At 30.1% G+C, this 25497-nt stretch carries 25 protein-coding genes; 1 reads left to right on the top strand and 24 read right to left on the bottom strand.

The genetic code is table 11. The features are described 5' to 3' along the window. Nucleotides 1-162: 162 nt before the first annotated feature. From gdhA to KPL51_RS06950, 3 genes are all read right to left on the bottom strand, one after another. Nucleotides 163-1515, bottom strand: a complete 1353-nt coding sequence (gene gdhA / locus KPL51_RS06960) for an NADP-specific glutamate dehydrogenase (RefSeq protein WP_216158827.1) — start codon at nt 1513-1515, stop codon at nt 163-165. Nucleotides 1516-1691: 176 nt separating this feature from the next. After that, nucleotides 1692-2570, bottom strand: coding sequence for a MurR/RpiR family transcriptional regulator (locus KPL51_RS06955; protein WP_216158825.1), 879 nt, complete (start codon nt 2568-2570; stop codon nt 1692-1694). A gap of 213 nt (nt 2571-2783) precedes the next feature. Then, nucleotides 2784-3494 (bottom strand): pseudouridine synthase, encoded by a 711-nt coding sequence (locus KPL51_RS06950; protein ID WP_216158822.1) that lies wholly within the window; start codon nt 3492-3494, stop codon nt 2784-2786. Between the two features lie 324 nt (nt 3495-3818). Between KPL51_RS06950 and KPL51_RS06945 the strand changes: the two genes are divergently transcribed. After that, entirely contained in the window at nt 3819-4919 is a 1101-nt protein-coding gene (locus KPL51_RS06945; RefSeq protein WP_216158821.1) for an iron-containing alcohol dehydrogenase family protein, read from the top strand. A 119-nt stretch (nt 4920-5038) separates the two neighbouring features. Here the strand turns inward: KPL51_RS06945 and KPL51_RS06940 are convergent, their stop codons facing one another. The 21 genes from KPL51_RS06940 to recA form a co-directional block, all read right to left on the bottom strand. After that, nucleotides 5039-7048 (bottom strand): complex I subunit 5 family protein, encoded by a 2010-nt coding sequence (locus KPL51_RS06940; protein WP_216158819.1) that lies wholly within the window; start codon nt 7046-7048, stop codon nt 5039-5041. A 17-nt stretch (nt 7049-7065) separates the two neighbouring features. Further along, nucleotides 7066-8511, bottom strand: a complete 1446-nt coding sequence (locus tag KPL51_RS06935; RefSeq protein ID WP_216158816.1) for a complex I subunit 5 family protein — start codon at nt 8509-8511, stop codon at nt 7066-7068. 15 nt (nt 8512-8526) lie between these two features. Beyond that, nucleotides 8527-9999 (bottom strand): complex I subunit 5 family protein, encoded by a 1473-nt coding sequence (locus tag KPL51_RS06930; RefSeq protein WP_216158815.1) that lies wholly within the window; start codon nt 9997-9999, stop codon nt 8527-8529. A 1-nt stretch (nt 10000) separates the two neighbouring features. Next, nucleotides 10001-10363: a sodium:proton antiporter gene (locus KPL51_RS06925; protein WP_216158813.1), complete on the bottom strand. Its 363-nt coding sequence runs from the start codon at nt 10361-10363 to the stop codon at nt 10001-10003. 2 nt (nt 10364-10365) lie between these two features. Beyond that, on the bottom strand, nt 10366-11088 hold the full coding sequence (gene mbhE, locus KPL51_RS06920) for a hydrogen gas-evolving membrane-bound hydrogenase subunit E (RefSeq protein WP_216158811.1): 723 nt from the start codon (nt 11086-11088) through the stop codon (nt 10366-10368). After that, nucleotides 11085-11324, bottom strand: a complete 240-nt coding sequence (locus KPL51_RS06915; protein WP_216158809.1) for a hydrogenase subunit MbhD domain-containing protein — start codon at nt 11322-11324, stop codon at nt 11085-11087. Before KPL51_RS06915 ends, mbhE begins: the two co-directional genes overlap by 4 nt. Beyond that, nucleotides 11311-11631 (bottom strand): monovalent cation/H(+) antiporter subunit G, encoded by a 321-nt coding sequence (gene mnhG / locus KPL51_RS06910; RefSeq protein ID WP_216158807.1) that lies wholly within the window; start codon nt 11629-11631, stop codon nt 11311-11313. The genes KPL51_RS06915 and mnhG overlap by 14 nt, the downstream gene beginning before the upstream one ends. Continuing rightward, the gene (locus KPL51_RS06905) at nt 11628-11897 is read right to left on the bottom strand and encodes an MrpF/PhaF family protein (protein WP_216158805.1); all 270 of its coding nucleotides are present in this window, start codon (nt 11895-11897) and stop codon (nt 11628-11630) included. The genes mnhG and KPL51_RS06905 overlap by 4 nt, the downstream gene beginning before the upstream one ends. Next, entirely contained in the window at nt 11890-12366 is a 477-nt protein-coding gene (locus tag KPL51_RS06900) for a Na+/H+ antiporter subunit E (protein WP_216158803.1), read from the bottom strand. The genes KPL51_RS06905 and KPL51_RS06900 overlap by 8 nt, the downstream gene beginning before the upstream one ends. 339 nt (nt 12367-12705) lie before the next feature. Beyond that, a complete protein-coding gene (locus tag KPL51_RS06895; protein WP_216158801.1) occupies nt 12706-14694 on the bottom strand; it encodes a sigma-54-dependent Fis family transcriptional regulator in 1989 nt (662 codons plus the stop codon). A gap of 162 nt (nt 14695-14856) precedes the next feature. Beyond that, a complete protein-coding gene (msrA, locus tag KPL51_RS06890; protein WP_216158799.1) occupies nt 14857-15336 on the bottom strand; it encodes a peptide-methionine (S)-S-oxide reductase MsrA in 480 nt (159 codons plus the stop codon). A 127-nt stretch (nt 15337-15463) separates the two neighbouring features. Continuing rightward, nucleotides 15464-15793: a single-stranded DNA-binding protein gene (locus KPL51_RS06885; protein WP_216158797.1), complete on the bottom strand. Its 330-nt coding sequence runs from the start codon at nt 15791-15793 to the stop codon at nt 15464-15466. Between the two features lie 165 nt (nt 15794-15958). Beyond that, nucleotides 15959-16726, bottom strand: a complete 768-nt coding sequence (locus tag KPL51_RS06880; RefSeq protein ID WP_216158795.1) for an MJ1433 family protein — start codon at nt 16724-16726, stop codon at nt 15959-15961. Nucleotides 16727-16765: 39 nt separating this feature from the next. Further along, nucleotides 16766-17401, bottom strand: coding sequence for a HutD/Ves family protein (locus KPL51_RS06875; protein WP_216158793.1), 636 nt, complete (start codon nt 17399-17401; stop codon nt 16766-16768). Nucleotides 17402-17548: 147 nt separating this feature from the next. Beyond that, complete coding sequence (uvsE, locus tag KPL51_RS06870; RefSeq protein ID WP_216158791.1) at nt 17549-18793, bottom strand: UV DNA damage repair endonuclease UvsE; 1245 nt, start codon at nt 18791-18793, stop codon at nt 17549-17551. Between the two features lie 428 nt (nt 18794-19221). After that, on the bottom strand, nt 19222-20199 hold the full coding sequence (locus KPL51_RS06865; RefSeq protein ID WP_216158789.1) for a tyrosine-type recombinase/integrase: 978 nt from the start codon (nt 20197-20199) through the stop codon (nt 19222-19224). A gap of 146 nt (nt 20200-20345) precedes the next feature. Then, nucleotides 20346-20606 carry an HPr family phosphocarrier protein gene (locus KPL51_RS06860; protein ID WP_224853657.1) on the bottom strand — a complete coding sequence of 87 codons (261 nt, stop codon included), beginning with the start codon at nt 20604-20606 and terminating at the stop codon, nt 20346-20348. A 101-nt stretch (nt 20607-20707) separates the two neighbouring features. Continuing rightward, nucleotides 20708-21898, bottom strand: a complete 1191-nt coding sequence (locus tag KPL51_RS06855) for a pyridoxal phosphate-dependent aminotransferase (protein WP_216158787.1) — start codon at nt 21896-21898, stop codon at nt 20708-20710. Between the two features lie 204 nt (nt 21899-22102). After that, nucleotides 22103-22363 carry a stage V sporulation protein S gene (locus KPL51_RS06850; RefSeq protein WP_216158785.1) on the bottom strand — a complete coding sequence of 87 codons (261 nt, stop codon included), beginning with the start codon at nt 22361-22363 and terminating at the stop codon, nt 22103-22105. Between the two features lie 119 nt (nt 22364-22482). Next, complete coding sequence (gene rny, locus KPL51_RS06845) at nt 22483-24039, bottom strand: ribonuclease Y (RefSeq protein WP_216158783.1); 1557 nt, start codon at nt 24037-24039, stop codon at nt 22483-22485. 357 nt (nt 24040-24396) lie between these two features. Then, nucleotides 24397-25464 (bottom strand): recombinase RecA, encoded by a 1068-nt coding sequence (gene recA / locus KPL51_RS06840; protein WP_216158781.1) that lies wholly within the window; start codon nt 25462-25464, stop codon nt 24397-24399. Nucleotides 25465-25497: the final 33 nt, after the last annotated feature.

Below are 25497 nucleotides of genomic sequence, written 5' to 3'. Positions count from 1 at the left end.
CTTAATATAATATATTAATCTATTACCCTTATTTAAAAATTAATAAAATAATTTATAAATAAGAATCTTTTCATTGTAAATTCTTTTATAGAGGTAAAAATATGAAAACAATAAAAAAAAGAATCCCAATAAAGGGATTCTCTTGAAATGTTTACTTGTAAATTAATAATTTCCTTGCGCATGCATTGCTTCTGCAACTTTAACAAATCCTGCAATGTTAGCACCTTTAACTAAATCATAACCAAATCCATATTCTTCTGAAGCATCTTTACAATTTTTGTATATGTTCAACATGATTGCATGCAATTTCGCATCAACCTCTTCAGCTGTCCATGATAATCTCATGCTGTTTTGACTCATTTCAAGTCCTGATGTAGCAACACCACCAGCATTGGCAGCCTTAGATGGTCCTACTTTAAGTCCCATTTCTATGAAGTAATCAACAGCTTCGTTAGTACATGGCATATTAGCACCTTCACAAACCATTTTTATTCCATTTGCAACAATTTGTTTAGCATGCTCAATATGAATATCGTTTTGAGTTGCACATGGTATTACTATATCAACTTTTACATTCCATGGCTTTTCTCCAGCATGGAATTCACAACCATACTTGTCAGCATAATCTTTAACTCTTGATCCTTTGTTTAAACGTAACATTTCAACCATATAATCTATCTTGTCTCCTGTTACTCCAGCTGGATCATATATGTATCCGTCTGGGCCAGAAAGAGTTACTACTTTACCACCAAGTTCCTCAACTTTTGTGCAAAGACCCCAACAAACGTTACCGAAACCTGAAGCAGCAACTGTTTTACCCTTAAAATCTGTTCCTTCATGCTTAAGCATTTCTTCACAGAAATAAGCTATACCAAACCCTGTAGCAGTTGGTCTTCCTAAACTTCCACCATAGGATAAACCTTTTCCTGTAATAACTCCATTTTCGAAAGTTCCTTTAATTCTTCTATATTGACCAAATAAGTAACCGATTTCTCTTCCGCCAACACCAAGATCTCCAGCTGGAACACCAACATCTGGTCCTATGTGTCTGTAAAGTTCAGTCATAAAGCTTTGGCAGAATCTCATTACTTCAGCATCTGATTTTCCTCTTGGATCAAAATCAGATCCACCTTTACCTCCACCCATTGGAAGTCCAGTTAATGAGTTCTTTAATGTTTGTTCAAATGCTAAGAATTTAATAATACCTATATAAACTGAAGGATGAAATCTTAATCCACCTTTATAAGGTCCTATACTTCCATTAAATTGTACTTTAATACCACGATTTACCTGTGTAACACCGGCATCATCTACCCATGGTACTCTAAACATAATTTGTCTTTCTGGTTCACAAAATCTTTCTAAAAGGTTAGCTTCAATATATTCTGGGTGCTTTTCTAAAACTGGGCCTAAAGATCCTAATACCTCTTCTACCGTTTGTAAAAATTCAGGCTCGTTAGAATTCCTCTTTTTAACATTTTCAATTACCTGTTGAATATAAGCTTTTGTCTCCATAACCTAATCCCTCCTAAAAATGAATGTTTAATGTCAATTTAATATTCTTATGCATACTAAATTGCTTTACGTATAGTATATTCTATATTTATTTCACTATTCCTTCTTTATTTTAGAAAAAAAATTAATTTTTCGAAAATAGAAGTAAACATTTACATATACTGATTCTAAAGGAATTATCTCTCATTCTTATCTTTATAAGAATAAACTTGATACTCTTCCCATATATCCTCCAAAGTAGAAAACGTTCTGGAAATCTTTTCTTTTTCTCGAAGTCCCACTGCAATAATTAATGCATTTATTACACTAAGTGGAGCTACTAGGGAATCAACAAAAGATGCCATATTACTTTGGGCTATTAATGTGTAGTCAGCTCTAGCTGCAAGTGGGGATAACAAACTATCCGTAATTGCTACAACATCAGCATTTCTACTTTTAGCAAAAGCTAAAGCTTCAATTGTTCTTGTAGCATACCTTGGGAAGCCTATTCCAATAACTACATCTTCTTCAGAAACATTAAGCATCTGTTCAAATATATCACTAACACCATAGGCAACGACCTTAACATTATCTAAAATTAAATTTAAATAAAAGCCTAAAAACTCTGCAAGTGCTGATGAACTTCTAAGACCAATTATGTATATCTTTTTAGCTTTAAAGAGTGAATTTACTACATCCTCAAAAGTCTTGTGATTAATCTTTTCAAGAGTAGCGCGAATATTTTCCATATCAGCTTTTAATACACCTTTTAATGCATTTTCTTGTGTAATGAAGTCATTAGATAACTCAATCCTTTGTACAGTAGTCAACTTGTTTTTAATTAATTCTTGGAGTGATTTTTGTAGTTTTGGATAACCACTAAACCCAAGCTCGTTAGCAAATCTTACAACAGTAGATTCACTTACCCCTACACTAGATCCTAATTTTGCTGCCGTCATAAATGCAGCCTTATCATAGTGTTTTAAAATATATTCTGCTATTAATTTTTGACCTTTACTTAGACGGGGAAACTTGACTTGAATAGACTTCATCAAATCCTGTTTGTTATTTTCCATAATAAACTCAATCCTTTCTATGTTATTAAATAATAAATGAAATAAAAATTTCAATAAATAATAAAGTGAAATATTTACTTCATTTTATCATTTATTGAACATAGTTTCAACGAATTATTCATTTTTTGCAAAATTTCTCTGTTTTTGATTTTAAATAGATAAAATATGCTTTATATTTTATCTATTTCTTCAAAACATAACAATATTCTATGATTATAAATTTTTTAAATATTTAATTTCATCTTCAGTTAAGTTTCTCCATTCGCCTTTTTCCATATTACCCAGTTTAATTTCACCAACTGAAACTCTTTTTAATGCTATAACTGGATGTTCTATGGCATCACACATCTTTCTTATTTGACGATTTTTCCCTTCATGAATAGTAATTGTAACCTTGCTGTTAAATCCAATTCTCTTATTCACTTCAAAATTTGCCCCAGCCGTAATATATCCATCAATATCTATTCCATTACAGAACTTAGAAATTTCTTCTTCATTTGGACACCCTTCTAATAAAGCCATATAAACTTTATTAATTGCTTGTCTTGGATGAATTACCTTATTATAGATATCTCCATCATTAGTTAAAATAATTAGACCAGATGTATCATAGTCCAAACGCCCTATTGGGTATATTCTTTCTTTGGTCTTAACTAAATCTAAAATAGTTTTTCTATCTTTTTCATCTTTTACAGTAGATACAATGCCCTCAGGTTTATTTAATGCAATATAAACCTTATTTTCTTCTATATGTATAATTTTATCATCTACATACACACTATCCTTATCAGGATCAATTTTTTGTCCAAGCTCTGTAACTAAAATATCATTTATTTTTACTCTTCCTTGTGTAATTACTTCCTCACACTTTCTTCTTGAAGCAACACCACATCTTGCCATAAATTTTTGTAAACGTTCTTCCACTATAACACTTCCTAATATTATTTTTGTTACTACATAAATATAAATCTTTTATTACCAAATTTAAACTTGATTTAAAATTTAAATTAATATATATAAATAAGTCTTCATTAAGAATTATATAAGTATATTAATAAAAAATCAATTGCTTAATAATTTCCCTTAGGTTTAATGCTATATTTAAAGTAAATTTATGTAATATATTTCCAAGGAAATACTTAACACAATTATTATGTTTGTATATTTCAATCTTTTATATAATCATGTATCTAATGCTATAATATATACATAAAGACTCAAACAACAGAATTACGAGGAGGATATATTATGGATTTTATTAATTACTATATGCCAACAAAAATATTACTAGGTGAAGCAGTAGTATTGAAAAACAGCCCCCTATTTAATAACTATGGAAAAAAAGTCTTAATTGTAACAGGTAAAACCTCTTCAATCATAAACGGCTCATTAAAAGATGTTACTGATGCATTAATGAAGGAAGGAATTATATATGACCTTTTTAATAAGGTTGAAGAAAACCCTTCTTTAAAAACAGTAGAAAAAATCGCAGAACTTGGTAGAAAGCAAAAATCCGATTTTATTATTGCTATCGGGGGAGGATCGCCCATTGATGCTTCAAAAGCAGCAGGAGTATTAATAAAGAACTCAAATGCAACAAGATATAATTTGTTTGATAGTCCACATTTAAAGTCAATTCCAATAATTGCAGTGCCTACCACCGCCGGTACAGGATCTGAAACAACACCTTATTCTATAGTTACAGATAGTGAATTACAAACAAAGCGCGGCATATGTCAAAGAATATTTCCTGAATATGCACTACTGGATGTAAAATATCTAATGTTCTTACCTGAGCAAATAACTATTAATACCACAATAGATGCACTATCCCATTTAATAGAAGGATACATGTCTTCAAATGCAAATGTATTCAGTGATACATTAGCTGAAAAAGGGTTGAAATTATTTGGAGAATGTTTAACTATGATAAAAGAAAGAGATTTTACTTATATAGTAAGAGAGAAATTAATGTTAGTCTCTTCAATAGCTGGCATGGTAATAGCTCAAGCTGGAACATCTATTCCTCATGCTATGGGCTATGCTCTTACATATTTTCATAATATTCCTCACGGAAAAGCAAATGGAGTACTTTTAAATTCATATTTAAAGTTTTGTAATGATAAAAACAAGGTTAGAAAAATTTTATATTTATTAACCCTAGAAAATTTAAATGATCTTGGTGATTTTTTAAATACTATGCTTGGATATGTAAATACAGTAAGTTATGAACAAATGTGTTCCTATTCAGGCATTCTGGCTTTAAACAATGCTAAATTAAAAAATCATCCTTCACCTGTAAAAATGGAAGATATACTGAAAATATATAAGGATAGTTTAAAAGTCTAAATAGCAGAAGTGTATATTTCTTGTCAAATAAAAATAAGCATTAGTAATTCTAAATATAATTTACTAATGCTTAATCTTTGCAATTTACACGGTATCGCCTTTAATTCAAGATTCCTTTTTTAGGACATTAAAAATAATAAGCACACTATGAGTACAATTCCAAATATAAATAATGAATAAGTTAAACTATTCATGTTATACCCTATATCTTCTATTTTCTTTTTAATGTTTATTAGTTCTGACTTTTCTGTTTCAATATCAATTTTATCTATGTTACCTTTACTACTAAATAACTTAATAAATCCACTTCTCATTCTTCTTACAATAGATTTTCCTTGTTCAATTTCTATTTTACTAATTGAATCAATACCATTACCTATAAAAGTAACACTATTAACTACTGCACCGTCAATAATATTAAAAATAAATGAACTAATAAAGATGATGCTTTTACCTAGTGGTTTATATATATGTTTCTCTAAACTAATCCAATTTGTGGTTGGGTTCACATAATACCAATTAGTTCCTTCACCTTTTTTTAACACTCTTCTTATAAATCCCATATAAATTGCTATGCCAATTATTATTATAACCATAGAACTTTTAATGTTGTCAAATGTATATAAACTAACTGCTAATGGATTTGGATTTCCAAATGGCTTTAACGTTTTATCTAATACATGTAAGATCACACTGGGACTCATCCCAATATAAATACTCATTAAACTAAGTATTACCATTGGAATCAGCGCCCTTTTGCTTATCCTTGCCACTACCTTTTCAATATCATGATTACTTTTATCTATAAATACAGCTACAAATATTTTCAGTAGGTAGGCGACAGTAAAACTACTACTTATTATAAACACAAATTCACATGTTTTAAAAAACACTCCACCATACATATGCTCAGCTTCAATAATTGCCTCATGCAACATAGTTTTACTAGTAAACCCATTGAAACCAGGCATCCCTATAATGGATAGCATACCTATGAAAAATAATATCTTTAATAAATGTTTATCAATCCCAAAGCCACCAATTTTATTTATGCTTAGCTCATTTAGCACCAAGTATATGGTTCCTGTACCCATAAATAATAGGGCTTTAAAAATTCCATGATTAATAACATGATACAACGTGCCATAGATAGCTATAATTCTATTTTCTTTTAAAATTCCTATTAGTCCTATTCCAACAAGAATATAACCAATTTGACTCATGCTACTATATGCAAGTATTCTTTTAACGTTTCTCTGCATCATGGCAAGAATTCCACCAATGAACATATTAAGAAAACCTATCACAAGAATAATAATAGATATTATGAAGTCTCCGCTCATAATCACTTCAATAGTTAGTATAATTCCGAATATACCAGTTTTAGCTAAAACCGCAGATAAAACAACTGTAGCTGGTGTTGGTGCTGCAGGATATGCCTTGGGTAGCCATATATGCAGTGGTACCATTCCTGCTTTTACACCAAAACCTATAATGATTAAAGTTACAATAAGATACTTTATATTGCCTAAGATGCTTACTTTAACTCTTAACTCACTGATATCTAATGTTTGAGTAGAATTATATAACAAAAATAATCCCATAAGTAAAATAAGACCGCCAGTCACTGCCATTATAATATAGGTATTACCTGCATTATGAGAATAATCATCTTCATCGTTAATTATTAATGCATATGATGTAAACGACATAATTTCAAAGAAAGTAAATAAATTTAAAAAATTCTCTGATATGAAAATTCCAATAGTACTTGCTAGTGTTAACATAAAAAATAAATAATATCTATTTCTATTTTTATGATTAATTAAATACTGTGTTGAATAAAGTGTAGTTAAAAACCATATCATGGTTGTAAGGCAAACGAAAACATATCTAAACATATCTAATTTTAAATGAAGACCGGTGCCCATAACATTAGGTATAGATATTTCTATTGGTTGTACTACAACATATTTATATAATATAGTTGTAACCAAAAATACAATAGCTGTCATTACAATATTAAAGATATCCCTATATTTTTCATTACTCTTTCCTATAGTGTAACCTATAAAAGAGCCAATCAATGGGAATAGCAAGATGAATAGTAAATACGTAGTCGGTTTCATTGTAGTACCCTCCTTTCTTAAATTACCTCACTAGCAATCTTCTGAACAAATGTTATAAGCATATTAGGAAATATCCCAAGCAAAACAATTATTATGGTTATCATAACTATAGGTATTAACATTTTCATTGGCGCTTCTTTAACTACAGTGTCCTCACCTTTTTTGAAAAAGGCTTCAGTTACAATTGGCAGAAGGTATAGTGCAGTTAATAATGCACTTATAAGTAATATTGCAGGGAAAATCATCTTTCCTTCTGTAAGTCCGCCTTGAGCCAGATACCATTTACTAACAAACCCATTGCTAGGTGGAATTCCAATTAATGATATAGCTGCTATACCAAAACATCCCATTGTTATTGGCATCTGTTTTCCAATACCTCTAATCTGACTAATATCTGTTTTACCCGTAGTATACATTATCGCTCCCACACAGAAAAAAAGAACAATCTTAATTACTGCATGATTAATTAAATGAAGGAGACTTCCTGCAAATGCATCTTTATTTAAAAGGACTACTCCTAATAAAACATACCCTAATTGACTAATTGTTGAGTAAGCCAACCTCTTTTTTAAATTTTCTTGATGTAATGCTAAGAATGAGCCAAGCAAAATTGAAATTACTATGAGAATACTTAAAAATATATTTACATGAAGTGCCTTAATTATTTCCGTTCCAAATATAAAATAGCTCATTCGCATAATAGCAAAAATCCCTGATTTTACAACTGCAACTGCATGAAGTAGTGCACTAACTGGTGTGGGTGCAACCATTGCTGCAGGTAACCATGAATGGAATGGCACTAGGGCCGCTTTAACTCCAAAACCCAAAAACATTGCAATATAGCTAACTATGTATCGATTTCTATTATCGTTTGTTAATGCAGGCAAAATGCCTCGAGCATTAAATGTTGTATTCTTAGTAACACTGAATAATAAAACCATTCCAAGCAAAACCATTGTAGCTCCTATAAATGAGTATATTAGATATTTTTTCCCGCTTTTTAAAGCCTGTTTTGAACCGGTATGTATTACTAGAGGGAAGGTTGATAGTGTAAGAAACTCATAAAAAGCATAAAGTGTTATAAGATTTCCTGAAAAAGCAATTCCCATGGTTACTCCAAGTGTTGCAAGAAAAAAAGTATAAAACCTTCTTTCCTTACCTTCGTGTTTCATATATTCCATGGCATAGAAGGCTGTGAAAATCCACAAAATTGCAACTAATAGTGAAAACAATATACTTAACTTATCTATTTTAAAATAAATATCTAAAAATTCATTTATCTTTAATAGATGTAGTGTACTTTGACCAAACATATAAAATACAGTAACTAGAAAAATCAAATTTAATATAACACCAATGCTTACAAAAATATTTCGTTTCTTTTCATCTAGTTTTATAGTTGCCATAATTATAGCTAATATAAATGGAAACAAAATAGGAATTATTATTGTGAAATTTTTCAATTTATAATCACCCCTCTACTTAAACCCTTGATTAATTAAATTTATAATTCCACTAGATGTTAGTCCCACAAACACCATAGAAATCACTAGAAAAATTACAGGCATCATTTCTTTTAAAGGCTTACTTTTAGATTTATATACTTTACCTTTTAGATTTTCTTCTCCAAAAAAACCATTTATAATAATTGGGAAATAATATACTGCATTTAATAAACTACTAACCAAGATAACTAGGATTAAAATCGTATCTCCAGCTGCTATGGAGGCTAAAGATAAGTACCACTTACTTATAAATCCAGGCAATATCGGAATTCCTATCATAGATAGTGCACCAATAGAAAACAATCCTAGGGTTAATGGCATTTCTTTGCCTATCCCCTTAAAATGTTCTAAGGTTTTATGACCAGTTTGTTCTATCATTGATCCAACTAATAAAAATAGTGCTGATTTAGTCACGGCATGCCCAATAATATGAAATATAGCAATGGGAACTCCTATATCTGTTCCAAGACCTATTCCTAAAAATATATACCCCATTTGTGCCACAGTAGAATAAGCTATAACTCTTTTTATATTTTTTTGAAATATAGCAAAAACCGAGCCCATTATCATACCTAAACTACCTAATATTAATACAATATTTAAAACTGAATAATATTCAAGTATTTCCATTCCAAAAAGTCTAAATAAAATCTTAATTAAAAGAAAAACAAATCCCTTCAAAACTAAGGAAGATAGAATTGCACTTGAGGATGTGGGTGCACTTGAATGGGCATCCGGAAGCCAATTATGAAGTGGAAACATGGCACTCTTAACTCCTAGGCCAATAATAAATAATACTATAGAAATTAATACTGCATTTGGGTAATTCAAGTAACAGTTAATTAATACTCTATGAATAGAGTCTATATTTAAATGTCCAGTCATTGAGTACAAATAAGCAATTCCCATAAGCACAAGTCCAGATCCTAGGCAACTCATAATTAAATATTTCATAGTTGCTTTCATGTTTTCTTTTTTATCTTTTACAATAATAGTTCCACAAGAAGCCAGGGTTCCTACTTCTATAAATACAAAACAGTTAAATAAATCATTAGAGTATACTACTCCAAGTAAGGAACCTATTAAAATGTTTATAAGTAAATAATATAAGCTTACCTTGGACTGCTTAATTTCTTTTTCTATACTATAAACTGAATACCAAATTATCATTAGTGCAACAAATGTAAACAGGAGTCCCATCATAGCCTCAATTATTCCAATGCGAAATTCAATTCCATAGGGTGCATTAAAATGTCCAATTCTATATAAATACTCTCCCTCATTAATAACAAAAATTAAATTTACTAAAGCTAAAATCATGACTATTGTCATTGATAATAAGCTAAGACACTTTACAATTTTTGTACTTTTGATTAAAGGCATTACAAAGGCTGTAATAAACAAAACCAATATAATAGTAAGTGGAAAACTTTCAATGAACCTCATTTTAATCACTCCTCATTTTCATAATTTCATCTAGTTCAATGCTACCGCATCCTTCATAAATTTTTATCGTTAGTGCAAGTGCAAATGCTGTTGTGCTAACAGCTACAACTATACCAGTAAGCATTAGAGCAGAAGGAACAGGATTGATATACCCTTGAACTCCTTTATTTACCCCTATAATAACTGGAGCATCCAGTCCTAAAACATATCCTTTCGCTATAAAAAACAAGAAAACAGCTGTATCCATTATATTCATTCCAATTATTTTTTTTATTAAATTATTGTGAAGTAAAAGTATTGCAAAACCAATTCCGAACAAAATAATTGCACCAGTTTCATAATAATTATTTGTTAGTCCTTCCATAATTAAATTTCTCCTCCGTCAAATAAAGTGAAAAAAAAGTATATAGTAATTGCGACAATAAGTCCTACTAATATGTTTAATGGCAATAGAAACCCACCACTAATTATATGGCCGGGGGTTCCCAAACTTGGTTGTGGCAAGTTTAAATGATTCCCACCAGTTATAAAACTATATCCTTTTAGTACTCCATAAAATATAATTGCACCGCAGAGATAGGTTATTAATCTTCGGTATGGCAATAATTTATCTGTAAATTTTTTTCCATAAACTATTCTATATAAGATGAAACTTGTACCTATTATCGTTCCTCCTGCAAACCCACCACCCGGGCTTAAATGTCCATAGAGAATTATATAAATTCCAAAAATCTGAATACAAGGTATTAACACTTTACTTACTTGTTTTAAAATAGTGCTTTTTAAAATAGTTTCATGACTTTCTATATCCTGAGAGTGCTTTTCCACTTTTAAAAGTAATAAAACAATTATTGAAGCAGTAAACAGTACACTTGACTCAACAAAAGTGTCAAAGGCACGGTAATCCAAGATAATACCTGTAACAATATTCATTGCCCCAGTTTCTTTTGTTGCATTTTCTATATAATAATGCGCAACTTCATTATTGGCAGGATTATTGAATTGTCCAAATTTCGGAAGCTCATTAACCCCCAAAAGTAAAATCATGATTAAAGCTGCTGTAATTCCAATAGATAAAATTTTTTTCATTTTCTTACTCCTTTAATTCTCTTTAGTGTAAGTACAAATAAAATTGTAGTAATACCCGCTCCTACTGCAGCCTCAGTTATTGCTAAATCTGGAGCATTTAGTTGTTGCCATAAAATTGTCATGATAAGACTATAAACCATAAATACTATTATTGCGCCAAGTAAACTTTTCATAGTGGAAACGGCTACAGAAGAGCCTATTAAAAACATAATCATTATCATACTAAATATCTTCATGTTTTTTCACCCCATTTAATTTTGCAAGGGATGTTTTCCTTGCAAACTCAGCCTTTGCAATTAAGTGTGTAGCTGTTGGATTTGCTATCCACACAAATACAATAACTAATATAATTTTCAAACTAACCATGTTTAAGCCTTCTAATACTACTAATGAAGACAGGCATAGTGCAACCCCTAAGGTATCACATTTTGCAGCGCTATGGGCTCTTGTAAACACATCTGGAAATCTTATAATACCCAATGTTCCAACCATGAAAAAGAATAATCCTCCAAAGAGAAGTATAGTTACAATAATATCTTTCATATATTTTTTCCTCCTGAATTTTCAATAAATTTAGATATTAAAATAGAAGATAAAAAACTAATTAGTGCATATACTATAGCTACATCAACAAAATAAGTTTCATTAAGTAAGAATGATACTATTAAAATAAGTACAATAGTTTTAGTCCCTATAACATTAACGGCAATAAGTCTATCTGCAGCGGTTGGTCCCTTGACTGCTCTAAACATACATATAAAAATTGTAACTGATAAAAATAATATAGAAAAAGTTAATAATTTACTCATACATATCTTCCTCAACTTTCAAAATTATTTTTTCAAAGGCTGAATTATTTAGCCCCGTTGCAAATTCATCTTTCAAACAATGTACAGTAATATTATCTCCATCCATTGAAACAGTTAAGGTTCCTGGAGTTAGTGTTATTGAATTCGCAAAAATTGTTTTATGAAAATCAGACTTTATTTTTGTATTAATTGTTACTATCTGTGGCGATATTACTAGTTTAGGACTCAAAACTATTTTCGCTACATTAAAATTTGAAACTAGTATTTCTTTTATCAATATAATTACGTAAGCTATCCATGGCATTATATTTTTTCTAAGGTTTATTTTTGTATTACTACACATTAAATCTTTATTTAATCTTATAACCAATAAACTTATTATTATACCACTGCAAATTGTTTCAACTTTTGCATTGTCTGATATAACAATCCAAAATAATAGATATAGAGATACAATCCCATAATACATATTTAAAGTCCTCCTATATATTCTGCACTTGCTTTGTTAATATATTTAATAGCAATAAGTATGCCATCATTTTCTTCTAAAAAAAAGCAAGTTTATAAGCCGTTGATTTTCAACGGTTTATAAACTTGCTTTTTTTATTTGTAAGAATAAATTCAAACAAAATATAAAATTTTACATGATCCGTACCAAAATGATACATAAAATCGTTTTCATCATTGATTACATGTATCATTATGGTACACGTGTATCAAGCTGATACGTTTTTTATAATTATATAAGGTGGTATTACATACTATATGTTGCGTTAATCGTTATTTGGGCGAGATTTTAACGTATTTATTAAGTAATTTTATATTTTTCCATTTTTCTATACAAGGTACTTCTCCCTATACCTAATATTCTAGCAGCTGCTGCCATATTATCATTTACATCCATCAAGGTTTGCATAATAGCATTTTTCTCAATTTGTTCTAATGTGTGTATCTGCCTTTTACCACTTAATTCTCCAATATTTTCCTTTTCATTTATATAGCTTGGTAAGTTCTTATTTGTGAGTACACTATTATTTTCAGCTACATTTAATACAAGTTGCATAACATTTTGTAGTTCGCGAACGTTGCCGGGCCAATTATAATTAATCATGCCTCCATAAAAGCTTTCACTTAGTTTTTTTATATGTTTATCGTTGGATTCGCAGAATTTTTCACAAAAATAATCAATAAATATCTTAATATCCTCTTTTCTTTCTCTAAGTGAAGAAATATAAATTGGCATAACATTTATTCTATAAAACAAATCACTTCGAAATTTCCCTAGCTCAACTTCTTTTTTTAAATCTTTGTTAGTGGCCGCTATGACTCTAACATTTATTGGTATAACCTCATGTCCACCAACTCTTACTACCACACGTTCTTCTAAAACCCTAAGTAAACTTATCTGAACATCTAAAGGCATATCTCCTATTTCATCAAGGAATATTGTTCCTCCATCTGCAAGTTCAAATTTCCCTGGATGTCCACCTCTTTTAGCTCCAGTAAAAGCACCTTCCACGTACCCAAAAAGTTCACTAGAAACTAGATCACGAGGAATAGCACCACAATTTAAAAATACAAAGGGCCTATCTTTTCTTTTACTAGCATTATGTATAGCTTGTGTAAACATTTCTTTACCGGTGCCGCTCTCCCCTTGAATGAGTATAGTATCGTCAGTTTTCGCAGCAATTCCAGCAAGTTTAATTGAATGAGTTATATTTTCACTTTTCCCAAATATATCTTCAAATGTAAATCTTGCATTAGCTCCAACGATTCTATTAATCATACTTAAAACAACTTTATTTTCTTTAAAAGTGATTACCACCCCCCCCAAATCCATAGACCTAAAAAACCTTATAGGGGTAACGTTGACTATACAAGTTTTACTTCTACCCATCTTTGTAATAAAATCTGCCTCTTCCTCCTGATACTCTATCCCTTTATTTACAGCATTTACAATACCCTTCCCACTATTAGTAGATAAAACATCCTCTATGTGCATATTACGAATATTTTTTTCACTATATCCTAATAAATTTCTTGCAAATCTATTCATACTAGTTATATGCCCTTGATTATCAATTCTAATAATCCCCTCAGAAATTGATTCTGTAATTTGATAAAATTGTTCATTAACTATTTTCAACTTTTTATTGGAATGCTCTAACTTCATTTCTTTTTCTATGGCTTTAGCAGCAGCAACTACCATACCTAAAGTATGTGGATGCACAAGTTCATAGTTACCTGTTATACTTAGCACTCCTAAAATCTCGCCCTTCTCATCTTTTATAGGACACGCAGATGAAGTCCATTTATGGTATTCATGTAAATAATGTTCCCCACCAAGTACTTGTATTGGCTCACCAGATATTAATGAAAGCCCTATGGCATTAGTGCCTATTACTTCTTCTTTTATATTATAGCCATCTTGTAATATTTGAAATTTATGTTTTCGTCGTAAGCTATCTTCTCCTATATGGTCTAATACATATCCATCTCTGTCAGTTAAACGAATCATAAAACCAGATTTTTGTATTAAGTTGTACAATGTTTGCATAAATGACTTAGCAGTCTCTAATAGAGGTAAGAATTCTTTATACTTCTTTTTTAGATCATCTTCGGTAAGTTCAATAGGAAAATCATCTTTAAAAGGATCTATACCATATAATTTACTTCTTTCCCAAGATTGTGAAATAATATCACGAAGTCCATTTTTATTTAGAATGCCTTCTGAAACAAATAATTGCCATTTTTTTATAATATCTTCATCATTATCTAGCAGCTTTTTATTTGGCAAATAAATCCTCCCCTTTAATAGCATTATGATATAATTATTTTTATTCAATTATACCTTATTACTATTTATTTTGTCTAATACTATAAAGGAGAAAAAACTCCTTGATAAAATCAAAGAGTTTCAAGTGTCAAATAAACATACCGATAGTTTAACGACTATAATTTAATCAGCATTCAAATTAATGTGGCAGTAACCTCCCGGATTTTTTTTCAAGTATTTTTGATGATAATCTTCAGCATCATAAAAACAAGAAAGAGGTTTTATTTCGGTAAGTATTGGTTTTGGATATTTATTTTGGATTTCATCCTTTGTTTTTAATATAACATCTAAATCCTTCTCATCGGAGTAAAAAATACCACTCCTATATTGAGTCCCTATATCCGGTCCTTGTCTATTAGAAACTATAGGATCTATTATTCCCCAAAATTTATTCAATATTTTTTCAAGGGATACAATCTCCTCATCATAGCTTATTAAACAAGCCTCTGCATACCCAGTGTTGCCAACACACACCTCATCGTAAGTGGGGTTCTTCTTTGTTCCATTTGCATATCCAACCACAGTTTCAATAATACCATCTATTCTTGACATATAAGCTTCCACACCCCAAAAACATCCTCCTGCTACAACAATAGTCTTCATAAACGCACCTCCATATTATATAAACTAGTATATATATACATATTACTACAAATGCATTTTATTTTCTAACTAATTATAAAAAGTTATTGATAATAATAAGTTCATCATGTTGGTAGTTTTATAGAAATTATACTATTTCTTTCTTTTTATCTAGAAATTTAAATTCCTCTGCTACAACTTCTGTACTATATCTTTTATTTCCATCTTTATCTGTGTAACTGCTGCTACAAAGTCTTCCGGTTAAACCAATTTGGCTTCCTTTCCCTAAATACTTGCACATAGTTTCAGCTAATGCATTCCATACCAAAACACTTATAAAATCTGCTTCTGGTTGTGAATCCTTACGTGGTGCTCTATCAATTGCCAATGTAAATTTAGTATAGAACCCTTTCCCATCGTTAAAATCTTTTAGTTCCAAATCTCTTGTTATTCTTCCTATTAATGATACGTTATTCATAATATCTCTCCTTTTTATTTAATTGCATTTTTAATTATTGACACCAAAAATAAATCTTATACAAACAAATGTTTGCTTTTAAACTTTTTTTCACAATATAAAAAAAATCCTTCGTTTTCCCAGAATTCATCTAGAAAAGCAAAAGACTTTTTTTTCACATAAAGTTTATTTACTATAATATGTAGCCTTAATATTTTTTTCGATCTCCTCTTTAGTTCGTGTGTCAAAGGGGTTGTTTGATATTGCTGTAACAAATAAATATGGGAAAGTGTTTTTTAAATGTTTCATATACAAAACCCATTGGCTCACACTTGCCATATATACTCTTTTTATATCAATTGCTAAATGTTCTTTTTCATCTTGTCGTAATTCTGATAAATTTCTAGAAGATAATTCATCTTCTAAATGAAAAACTGCCGTTAATAAATGAGTAAAAGTTTCATGTTCCAATAAATTAGGATTTTCTAATAATCTAAGTAAAAATCCTCTTTTACTTAATAGAAATTCATTCATTTTCTCCAAATCAATTTTATGGAATTCAATTTCATAATTATAAGTTTTGCACTTCTCTAATGCTTTTTTAAAATCTCTTTCTTCCCAATTTGGACATACTATAAGGGACTCCGCTATTTGATCCACCTTTGGATCTATGGATGTACAGTATTTTAAAATAGTAGTTCCTACTTCATTAAAATATACCCCAATTATTAAATTCAGTTTTTCTATTAGGCCTTGTCTCTCTCTTATTTTAATAACCCCATCAACAACTAAGGATACCAACAAAACTTCAATAGGTATAAATGCTAATTCACCTATTAGATATAGAAATATATGGTGTATATCTCTAAATACAAAATAGTGAAAAGAATATAATAATACTGATGAAAGTATCAATAATATAGAAAATCTCACACGCCAATCTGATTTCTTCATGACTCTCCCCCTAAAAAAAGTTTCACCATTCTTTTTAAATTATTCACAATAAAATATTGAAGCCTTTACCATTTTAGATTCTTCTTTGCTATTACTATGAATTTTAAACTCTGAAATAATTTCTTGCCCTGTTCTAGTTACTATTATTAACTCACCTTTACTCAGCCCTATTTTTTTCTTTAACCCAGTATCTATCTCTATATAACCTTGAACTACATAGAATGCTTCTGTGATTTGAGAAAACACTTCAGTATCACTCACATTACTGTTTAATAATATATCTTTAACCTCTCCACTATTAAAAGAAATAGCTTCTAATTCCCCCTTGTAACCTTGTGCCAGCATTAAATTAAAGTCTGTAACTTTACCAAAACTTATTGTCGTCCAGTCTCCACTAAAACTATCCTGCTGCAATGCTTTTAACGCAGCATTATGATGTCCTTCATGTTCAAGAAACAGTTCTCCCTCAAGTACCATAATGTGCCTAGATATTCCTGGTAAAGAAGTAAATGTAGATTTTTCTACTTCAACCTTTGCAGAACTCAGTCTCCATTTAAATTTACGTTCACTATATAGTGAATCCTCAGGAAAAATATAGAGCTGGGTTGTTGTACCACCAGACCATTCACTTGTTTTATGTTGATTTTCTTTAATTATTTCAACATTATAAGACATTTATATGCCCTCCTTTTATAAATCTAAGAATATTATATATACATGCTATTAATTCATATTTTAAAGAGGAAAAATGGTGTACTAAATGATCTCCAATCATTTTAGCACACCCTTAACTTCTACAAGTTCAGTAAAAGAAAATTTAAACTAATAATAAAAATAATAAGAACTAAGCATATATTCAGCATTGTATTTTTCACATAATTTTCTTAAATAAAGCTTAACCTTTTCTTTATGTTCCATATCCAAAAGAAGTTTTTTAAAATGCATTTGCTCTCTATCCGTAACGCTATTTTTCACATAACCCCAGACATGTTCTGCAGTATTTATAAAACTTCCATCCTCTACACCAAGATTCATTATATCATCTATGTACTCATAGAATTCCTGAATACCGCACTTCTCTTTTACCATTCTACTACACTCTTTATAATATTTATAATTTATCTCCATTAGTAAATATTTATATTTTGCCCACTGCTTTTCTATAATTACATGTTTTAATTTATTATTCATGTTACTAACTACAAGATTGCATTTTATAGCCGAAATATCCTTATCTTTCACTTCTAACATAATATCAAAATTAAACTCATTAACTTCTTTAAAATATTTTAAAAATTCTTTTACAGCTATGGTCTTTGAATGAGCACCTACGTGTTTATTTATATCTTGTTGACTGTAATGAACTTTTGGATCACCGTCTTCTTTTTTCCACGTCTTAGCTACCTTGCTCATTATTTCTTTTATAGTCACATCTATTTCATGATTACATTCATGGTGAAGGTTATCAAATATCACTGGTATATTAATTTCATCACTTATAAAAAGCAGATCATTAATATTGAATGTTCTATCATCATTTTCGATTACAAGTCTATTCTTTACTGAAGCTGATAACCTTTTAAAATTTCCAATAAACCTAATCATAGCAAGACTCTTATCTCCATACCCACCACCAATATGAAGTATTATCTTATTGCTTGAATCTACACCTAAGGCATCAAGGAATCTAGCATGATATTCCAAATCTTTAATTGCTTTTTCAACAATGTCCTCTTTTTCTGCATTTAGCACTGTATATTGTCCTGGATGCATAGAAACTCTCATATCACTTTTTTTTATAAATTCCCCAATTTCTTTTAATTCATTTTGAAAATGTTCATGCCAATCCACTTCATTGATACTATGACTTCCCAGTGGCACTATGTCTGAACTTATTCTAAACAACTTTATATTATACTTCTCATTATTCTCCAGTATTTCCCTTAAGTCTATTAAATTTTGCTCCACTACCTCCAAAAGCATCTTTTCAGAAAAGTTTTTTAAAGTTAATTTTCTATTTGTTCTTGCATTTATTGTAAGTGGTATGCATGCATATCCGATTTTCATGTTTTCCTCCTGCTCCTATATATTCTATATAAAAAATTATGCGTATATTATTTTAATGGCATAAATACTTCAAAAGCAATAAAAGATTAAGAAAATATAAATAACTTTCATAATCCTTTTATAACTATACACCATTAAAAATTTATCTTCAAATAAATATAGAGTAGAAACTATTGAAAAACAACTACAAATCTGTTTTTTATAATATTCTTTTCTTCTTTATCTAGCAGTTACTACTTAGTATCCATTTTAACAGCTGTTAGGCCCTCTTAATCGTCCAAAGCTGATTCGCAGGTATGATTAGTGGTTCAATGTTATTGGTTATTCATATAGCCGTATTTTAGCATAACCATTACTATAAATAATCCATTAGTAAATCTATCAGGTCTATCAAATCTATTTTTTAGATTTTCAAGATGTCACAACCTTTAAAGTACATCTATTAGGTCCCCCGCATTATTTTTCAACTTTTCCACTGAATGAATATATCTGTTAGTAGTAGCTAAATTTTTATGTGCGGCAAAATCTCTTACTTTCTCTACCGTTGCCCCTGCGAGTATTGCAAGTGTAATGGCTGTATGCCTAGTAGAATGAACTTGCAAGTTTTTATCTATACCTGCATTTTTACATACTTTTTTTATCATGTAATTTAACGTGCTTGCATTTAATTTTTCTTTATTATTTCCATTAGTTGAATGACCAATAAATAAATATTCCTCTCCACTAGATACCTTATTCCTTTTAGTAAGCATTATATATTTATTAATCATAGCTAGAACGTTTTTTTGAAGTTTTACTATATCCTCTTTACCACCTTTCCGCCTTACTTTTACCACATCATAACCAGTGTAAGTAGTAATGTGTTTTATTTTAATATTTATAATCTCAGATTTTCTTAAGGCGGTGGTTAAAGCAAGTGCCAATATAGTTTTATTTCTATGTCCCAATATAGTTGATGTGTCTATGCTATTTAATAAAATCTTACACTCTTCTTTTGTTAGAAACTCAGTTTCCTTGTTATTTATAACTGGCTTTTCTTCTTTTAAATTTCCAAAAGGATTATATTTAATTATATGAATATCTGTAGAATTATCTTGATATTTTAATAACCACTTATACAGTGCACTCAATGAGGATATCTTTCTATTTATAGTAGCAGAAGACATATTCTTATCCATTAATTTTATTATATAATTTTGTGAATGTAATATAGTTATCTTTTTAATATCTTCTAGAGTAATATCAAAAATAGAGTTAACACAAAAAAAATCTTTTATATCACATTCATAGCTTTTAGCAGTATAAATACTTTTCCTAGATTTAATCTCAAGAAAATAACTTATAAAGTTTTTATTATTCAAAAACACATCTGAATTTGGGTTGAATTCTATAAGTTTATTTAACATATAATCTCCTTTAATAATTTCAATTCCTATAAATTTTAAAAAGCCGCAAACGTTAAGTTAGCAACTTTTTAAAATATACAGGCTACAAGACATCTTTATAAAATATCCATATAATCTTTGACTTGTTATTTTTTTTAGTTGATTAATTATTCTTCTAAAGAATTAATCAGGTTTACTATTTCCTCTAAGGCTAATTTTTCGTCATCACCATTAACTATAACGTTTACAATGTTATTTGAACCAACTCCTAGAGATAAAATACCTATTAAGCTTTTAATATTTGCTCTCTTACCCATATATTCTATACCAATATCAGATTTGAAAGAAGCTGCCTTTCTTACTAATAATGTAGCTGGCCTTGCATGCAATCCTTTAGAATTACTAACCATAACCTCTTTTGATACCAATTCCCTCACCTCAATAGTTTAATATTAGAATGAATTAACATGTAAATGTTTCCTATTAACCCATTCTAATATAATATCATTAAAAAGTATGTAAATCAATTTTATATATTAGAAGCAAACCTTGCTATTCTATCAAGTCCATTTTTTATATTTTCCATTGAAGTAGCATAGGATAGTCTAATAAAGTTATCTACACCAAATGCTATGCCCGGTATAACCGCAACTTTTTCATTTTTAAGTAATAAATCTGAAAATTGGATTGAACTGTCTATAACTTCTCCCTGGATTGATTTATTTAAAACCTTAGATATATTCACCATAACATAAAAAGCACCTTCCGGTTTAATACAAGATAAATTATTAATATTATTAATTCTTTCTACCATATAATCTCGCCTTAGCTTAAATTGTTGGACCATTTTGTGTACTTCATCTTGCTTACCATTTAGAGCTTCAACTGACGCATATTGAGCAATTGAATTAGGATTTGATGTAGTATGACTTTGAATGTTTGACATTAATGATACTATTTCTGTGCTACCAGCTGCATACCCTATTCTCCATCCGGTCATAGCATAGGCTTTAGAAACGCCATTGATTACAATAGTTCTATTATAAGCATCCTCCGAAAGACTTGCTATACTAATATGTCCATTACTTCCATATAATAATTTCTCATAAATTTCATCTGATATTATTATTAAGTTATTTATTTTCGCAAAACTTGCAATTTCTATAAGTTCTTTCTTTGTATATACAGTACCTGTAGGGTTACTCGGACTATTTAATACTATGGCTTTGGATTTGGATGTTAAGGCTTTATTAAGGCTTTCAATTGTCAATTTAAATTTATTTATTTCTTCTGTTTCCACATATACTGGTTCTCCATCTGCCAATTTAACGAGTTCTGGATAACTAACCCAATATGGAATTCCAATTAAAACCTCATCTCCTGGATTTAAGATAGCTTGAAAAACGTTAGCTAAGCATTGTTTTGCTCCAGTTGAAACTATAATTTGCGATGGTATGTAATTCAAGTTGTTTTCGCTCTTCAATTTCTGAATTATTGCCTGTTTTAGCTCAATAATTCCTGATGCGGCTGTATATTTAGTCTTTCCTTCTTGAATAGCTCGCGAAGCAGCATCTTGAATATTTTGAGGTGTATTAAAATCAGGTTCACCAGCCCCAAATCCTATAACATCTATTCCATCAGCTTTCATCTTTTTGGCTTTTGCAGTTATATCTAGTGTTAAAGATGGTGCTATTTGTTTTGCTTTTTCAGATAATATCATTGTTCTTACCCCCAACGTTTATATTATTTTATATCATATATGAATCTCAATTATCTTATTCAATTGAATTATTACCTTCATTCTTATTGAAAATAAGGCTATATTTAAGATGTTACTAATATATCATCTTTTTTTTATAATGTAAATAGCTGGTGTTTTGTTATAAAAAAAATAAAAGGCTTGTTAAGCAAGCCTTTGTATATATTATCTAGGTTGAACTATTAACTTAATTGCAGTTTTCTCTTCACCTTCTATTATAACGTCAGTAAAGGCCGGTATACAAACTAAATCCACACCGCTTGGTGCAACAAAACCTCTTGCTATAGCAATAGCCTTAACCGCTTGATTAATTGCACCAGCACCTATTGCCTGGATTTCTGCTGCTTCTCTTTCTCTCAGTACCCCTGCTAGGGCTCCCGCTACTGAATTTGGGCTCGATTTTGCTGAAACTTTTAATACTTCCATAATAAAACCCCTATTATCCAATTTAATTGCTATATTTGTACTATTCTATAAACACAAAAAAAATCCTCTTAAAATTTAGAAATTCTCTAAATTTTAAGAGGATTTAATATTATATTGGTTTATTTAGCATAATCTATAGCCCTTGTTTCCCTGATTACATTCACTTTAATTTGACCTGGATATTCTAGTTCATTTTCAATTCTTTTAACTAGGTTTCTTGCCATTTCAATAGCTCCTGCATCATCAATTATTTCTGGTTTAATCATAATTCGAACTTCTCTTCCAGCTTGAATAGCATATGACTTTTCGACACCTTCATATGAATTTGCAATTTCTTCTAATTTTTCTAATCTTTTAATATAAGCTTCTAAAGTCTCTCTTCTTGCACCTGGTCTTGCAGCGGATATAGCATCTGCCGCTTGAACTAGTATTGCTTCAAGAGATTGCAGTTCAACGTCACCATGATGTGCTGCAATAGCATTTACTACTATAGTTGATTCATGGTGCTTTTTAGCTATTTCTGCACCTATAAGTGCATGTGGTCCTTCAACCTCATGATCTACAGCTTTACCAATATCATGAAGCAATCCACACCTCTTAGCCAAGGTGGGGTCAATTCCAAGTTCTGACGCCATAAGTCCAGCTAAATATGAAACTTCTATAGAATGCTTTAATACATTTTGACCATAACTTGTTCTGTATTTAAGCCTTCCAAGTAATCTAATAATTTCTGAATGAAGGCCATGCACTCCTGTTTCAAAAGTAGCTTGTTCTCCTTCTTCTCTTATATCACTTTCAACTTCTTTTTTAGCTTTTTCTACCATTTCTTCGATTCTAGCTGGATGAATTCTTCCATCCACTATTAGCTTTTCAAGTGCTATTCTAGCAACTTCTCGCCTTATAGGATCAAATGCCGAAAGAATTACTGCTTCAGGTGTGTCATCTATTATTAAATCTACGCCTGTAAGTGTTTCTAGAGTACGAATATTTCTACCCTCTCTACCTATTATTCTTCCTTTCATCTCATCATTAGGAAGAGAAACCACATGAACTGTTGTTTCTGCAACATGATCAGCTGCACATCTTTGAATAGCATAAGTAATAATTTCCCTTGCTTTTTTATCGGCTTCTTCTTTAGCCTTGGTTTCAATTTCTTTTATCATAATTGCAGCATCGTGTTTAATTTCTTTTCTAATTTCATCTAATAGAACTTGTTTTGCTTCATCAGCTGTTAATCCTGATAGTCGTTCTAATTCTTCCCTTTGCTTTGTGTGTAAATCTTGAATACTTGCTTCTAACATTTCAATTTCTTGTTGTTTTTTAGTAAGATTTTCTTCTTTTCTCTCTAGCACATCACTTTTTTTATCTAAAGATTCTTCTCTTTGGATATTTCTTCGCTCTAACCTTTGAACTTCATTACGTCTTTCTCTTGATTCTTTTTCTAAATCAGTTCTAAGTCTGTGAACTTCTTCTTTGGCCTCTAAAATAGCTTCTTTCTTTTTTGATTCCGCTTCTTTGGAACTTTCATCAAGAATTCTTTTAGCTTCTTTTTCTGCCATAGAAATATTTGCTTGAGATCTATTTTTTCTACTATAAATTACAACAAAAATACCTACGAAAATAACAACCAAAATAGCGCAAACTACTAAGATCATTACCAAACTATTTTTATTCATTGATTATCAACACCTCCCTTGCTTATTTCAAATCTATTTAAGAGTAAACATGAAAGCCAGAGAAGGTGTAATATTTATTCAATTGGTAGCAATTTGAATATGCTAAACCAGTATTTGTATTTATCTTATATTACTTTTCAATTAATGTCAAGATTTTAACATTTAAATGTTTCATTTACCTTTTATTATTAAAAAAGATTATGCTTACTACCAATATATACCAGTAAAAATCATCTATTTCACACCATATTAATAATATACCTTAGTTAAACCTATAATATACAGTTTTATTTACAAAATATCATAAAAATAGTAGCTTATAAATAATTAAAGAAAAAAGCAAGTAAAAACTTGCTTTTATGCTTCTTTTTTACTTGCTTCTTTTGCTTCTTTTAATTGTTTTGCTTCTTTTTTATCAATCACTGGTACTTTTGATAATGGCAGATTATATTTTTCCCTGATTTTATTTTCTATTTCTATCATAACCAGAGCATTATCTTTAAAGTATTGTTTTGCATTTTCTCTTCCTTGTCCAAGACGTATATCTCCATATGCAAACCATGCTCCACTCTTTTGTACAATCTCTTCTTTAACACCGATATCCAAAACATCTCCCTCTGTAGATATTCCTTCACCGTACATAATATCAAATTCAGCCTGTTTAAATGGTGGTGCTACTTTATTTTTAACTATTTTTATTCTTGTTCTATTACCCATAAATTGATCACCTTGTTTAATTGTATCTATTTTTCTAATGTCTAATCTAACGGAAGCATAGAATTTTAATGCTCTACCGCCAGGAGTTACTTCTGGATTTCCAAACATTATTCCAACTTTTTCTCTTAATTGGTTTATAAACACAAGAACACATTTTGATTTATTTATAGATCCAGCAAGTTTTCTTAGTGCTTGTGACATAAGTCTTGCTTGTAGTCCCACATGAGAGTCTCCCATTTCGCCTTCAATTTCAGCTTTCGGTACCAATGCAGCTACTGAATCCACAACAATAACATCAATGGCTCCTGATCGAACTAAGGCCTCTGTAATCTCTAAAGCTTGCTCACCAGTATCTGGTTGAGAAACTATTAAATCATCTATATTAATTCCTAGTGCTTTAGCATAAATAGGGTCTAGTGCATGTTCTACGTCTATAAATGCAGCTGTGCCTCCTTCTTTCTGTGCTTCTGCAACTATATGTAGTGCAACTGTAGTTTTACCTGAAGATTCTGGTCCAAAAATTTCAATCATTCTTCCTCTAGGCACCCCACCTATACCAAGTCCTATGTCTAGCCCTAAACACCCAGTAGATATAGCATCTATATTTAATGTACTATTATCTCCAAGTTTCATTATAGAACCTTTACCGAATTGCTTCTCTATTTGACCCATAGCTGCTTCTAGTGCTTTTAATTTTTCATTATTCATAAATTTCCCCTTCGGGTTCACCATCCTTTTAGT

This window comes from Clostridium bowmanii (assembly GCF_018861315.1).
Taxonomy (GTDB): Bacteria; Bacillota; Clostridia; order Clostridiales; family Clostridiaceae; genus Clostridium_AD; species Clostridium_AD bowmanii.
This window is presented reverse-complemented; position numbering and strand designations above follow the sequence as displayed.

Excerpts from the sequence above, each read along its gene's own strand:
- gdhA (WP_216158827.1), bottom strand. The coding sequence starts at position 1,515 with ATGGAGACAAAAGCTTATATTCAACAGGTAATTGAAAATGTTAAAAAG.
- KPL51_RS06955 (WP_216158825.1), bottom strand. The coding sequence starts at position 2,570 with ATGGAAAATAACAAACAGGATTTGATGAAGTCTATTCAAGTCAAGTTT.
- KPL51_RS06945 (WP_216158821.1), top strand. The coding sequence starts at position 3,819 with ATGGATTTTATTAATTACTATATGCCAACAAAAATATTACTAGGTGAA.
- KPL51_RS06940 (WP_216158819.1), bottom strand. The coding sequence starts at position 7,048 with ATGAAACCGACTACGTATTTACTATTCATCTTGCTATTCCCATTGATT.
- KPL51_RS06930 (WP_216158815.1), bottom strand. The coding sequence starts at position 9,999 with ATGAGGTTCATTGAAAGTTTTCCACTTACTATTATATTGGTTTTGTTT.
- KPL51_RS06925 (WP_216158813.1), bottom strand. The coding sequence starts at position 10,363 with ATGGAAGGACTAACAAATAATTATTATGAAACTGGTGCAATTATTTTG.
- mbhE (WP_216158811.1), bottom strand. The coding sequence starts at position 11,088 with ATGAAAAAAATTTTATCTATTGGAATTACAGCAGCTTTAATCATGATT.
- KPL51_RS06915 (WP_216158809.1), bottom strand. The coding sequence starts at position 11,324 with ATGAAGATATTTAGTATGATAATGATTATGTTTTTAATAGGCTCTTCT.
- mnhG (WP_216158807.1), bottom strand. The coding sequence starts at position 11,631 with ATGAAAGATATTATTGTAACTATACTTCTCTTTGGAGGATTATTCTTT.
- KPL51_RS06905 (WP_216158805.1), bottom strand. The coding sequence starts at position 11,897 with ATGAGTAAATTATTAACTTTTTCTATATTATTTTTATCAGTTACAATT.
- KPL51_RS06900 (WP_216158803.1), bottom strand. The coding sequence starts at position 12,366 with ATGTATTATGGGATTGTATCTCTATATCTATTATTTTGGATTGTTATA.
- msrA (WP_216158799.1), bottom strand. The coding sequence starts at position 15,336 with ATGAAGACTATTGTTGTAGCAGGAGGATGTTTTTGGGGTGTGGAAGCT.
- KPL51_RS06885 (WP_216158797.1), bottom strand. The coding sequence starts at position 15,793 with ATGAATAACGTATCATTAATAGGAAGAATAACAAGAGATTTGGAACTA.
- KPL51_RS06880 (WP_216158795.1), bottom strand. The coding sequence starts at position 16,726 with ATGAAGAAATCAGATTGGCGTGTGAGATTTTCTATATTATTGATACTT.
- KPL51_RS06875 (WP_216158793.1), bottom strand. The coding sequence starts at position 17,401 with ATGTCTTATAATGTTGAAATAATTAAAGAAAATCAACATAAAACAAGT.
- uvsE (WP_216158791.1), bottom strand. The coding sequence starts at position 18,793 with ATGAAAATCGGATATGCATGCATACCACTTACAATAAATGCAAGAACA.
- KPL51_RS06865 (WP_216158789.1), bottom strand. The coding sequence starts at position 20,199 with ATGTTAAATAAACTTATAGAATTCAACCCAAATTCAGATGTGTTTTTG.
- KPL51_RS06855 (WP_216158787.1), bottom strand. The coding sequence starts at position 21,898 with ATGATATTATCTGAAAAAGCAAAACAAATAGCACCATCTTTAACACTA.
- KPL51_RS06850 (WP_216158785.1), bottom strand. The coding sequence starts at position 22,363 with ATGGAAGTATTAAAAGTTTCAGCAAAATCGAGCCCAAATTCAGTAGCG.
- rny (WP_216158783.1), bottom strand. The coding sequence starts at position 24,039 with ATGAATAAAAATAGTTTGGTAATGATCTTAGTAGTTTGCGCTATTTTG.
- recA (WP_216158781.1), bottom strand. The coding sequence starts at position 25,464 with ATGAATAATGAAAAATTAAAAGCACTAGAAGCAGCTATGGGTCAAATA.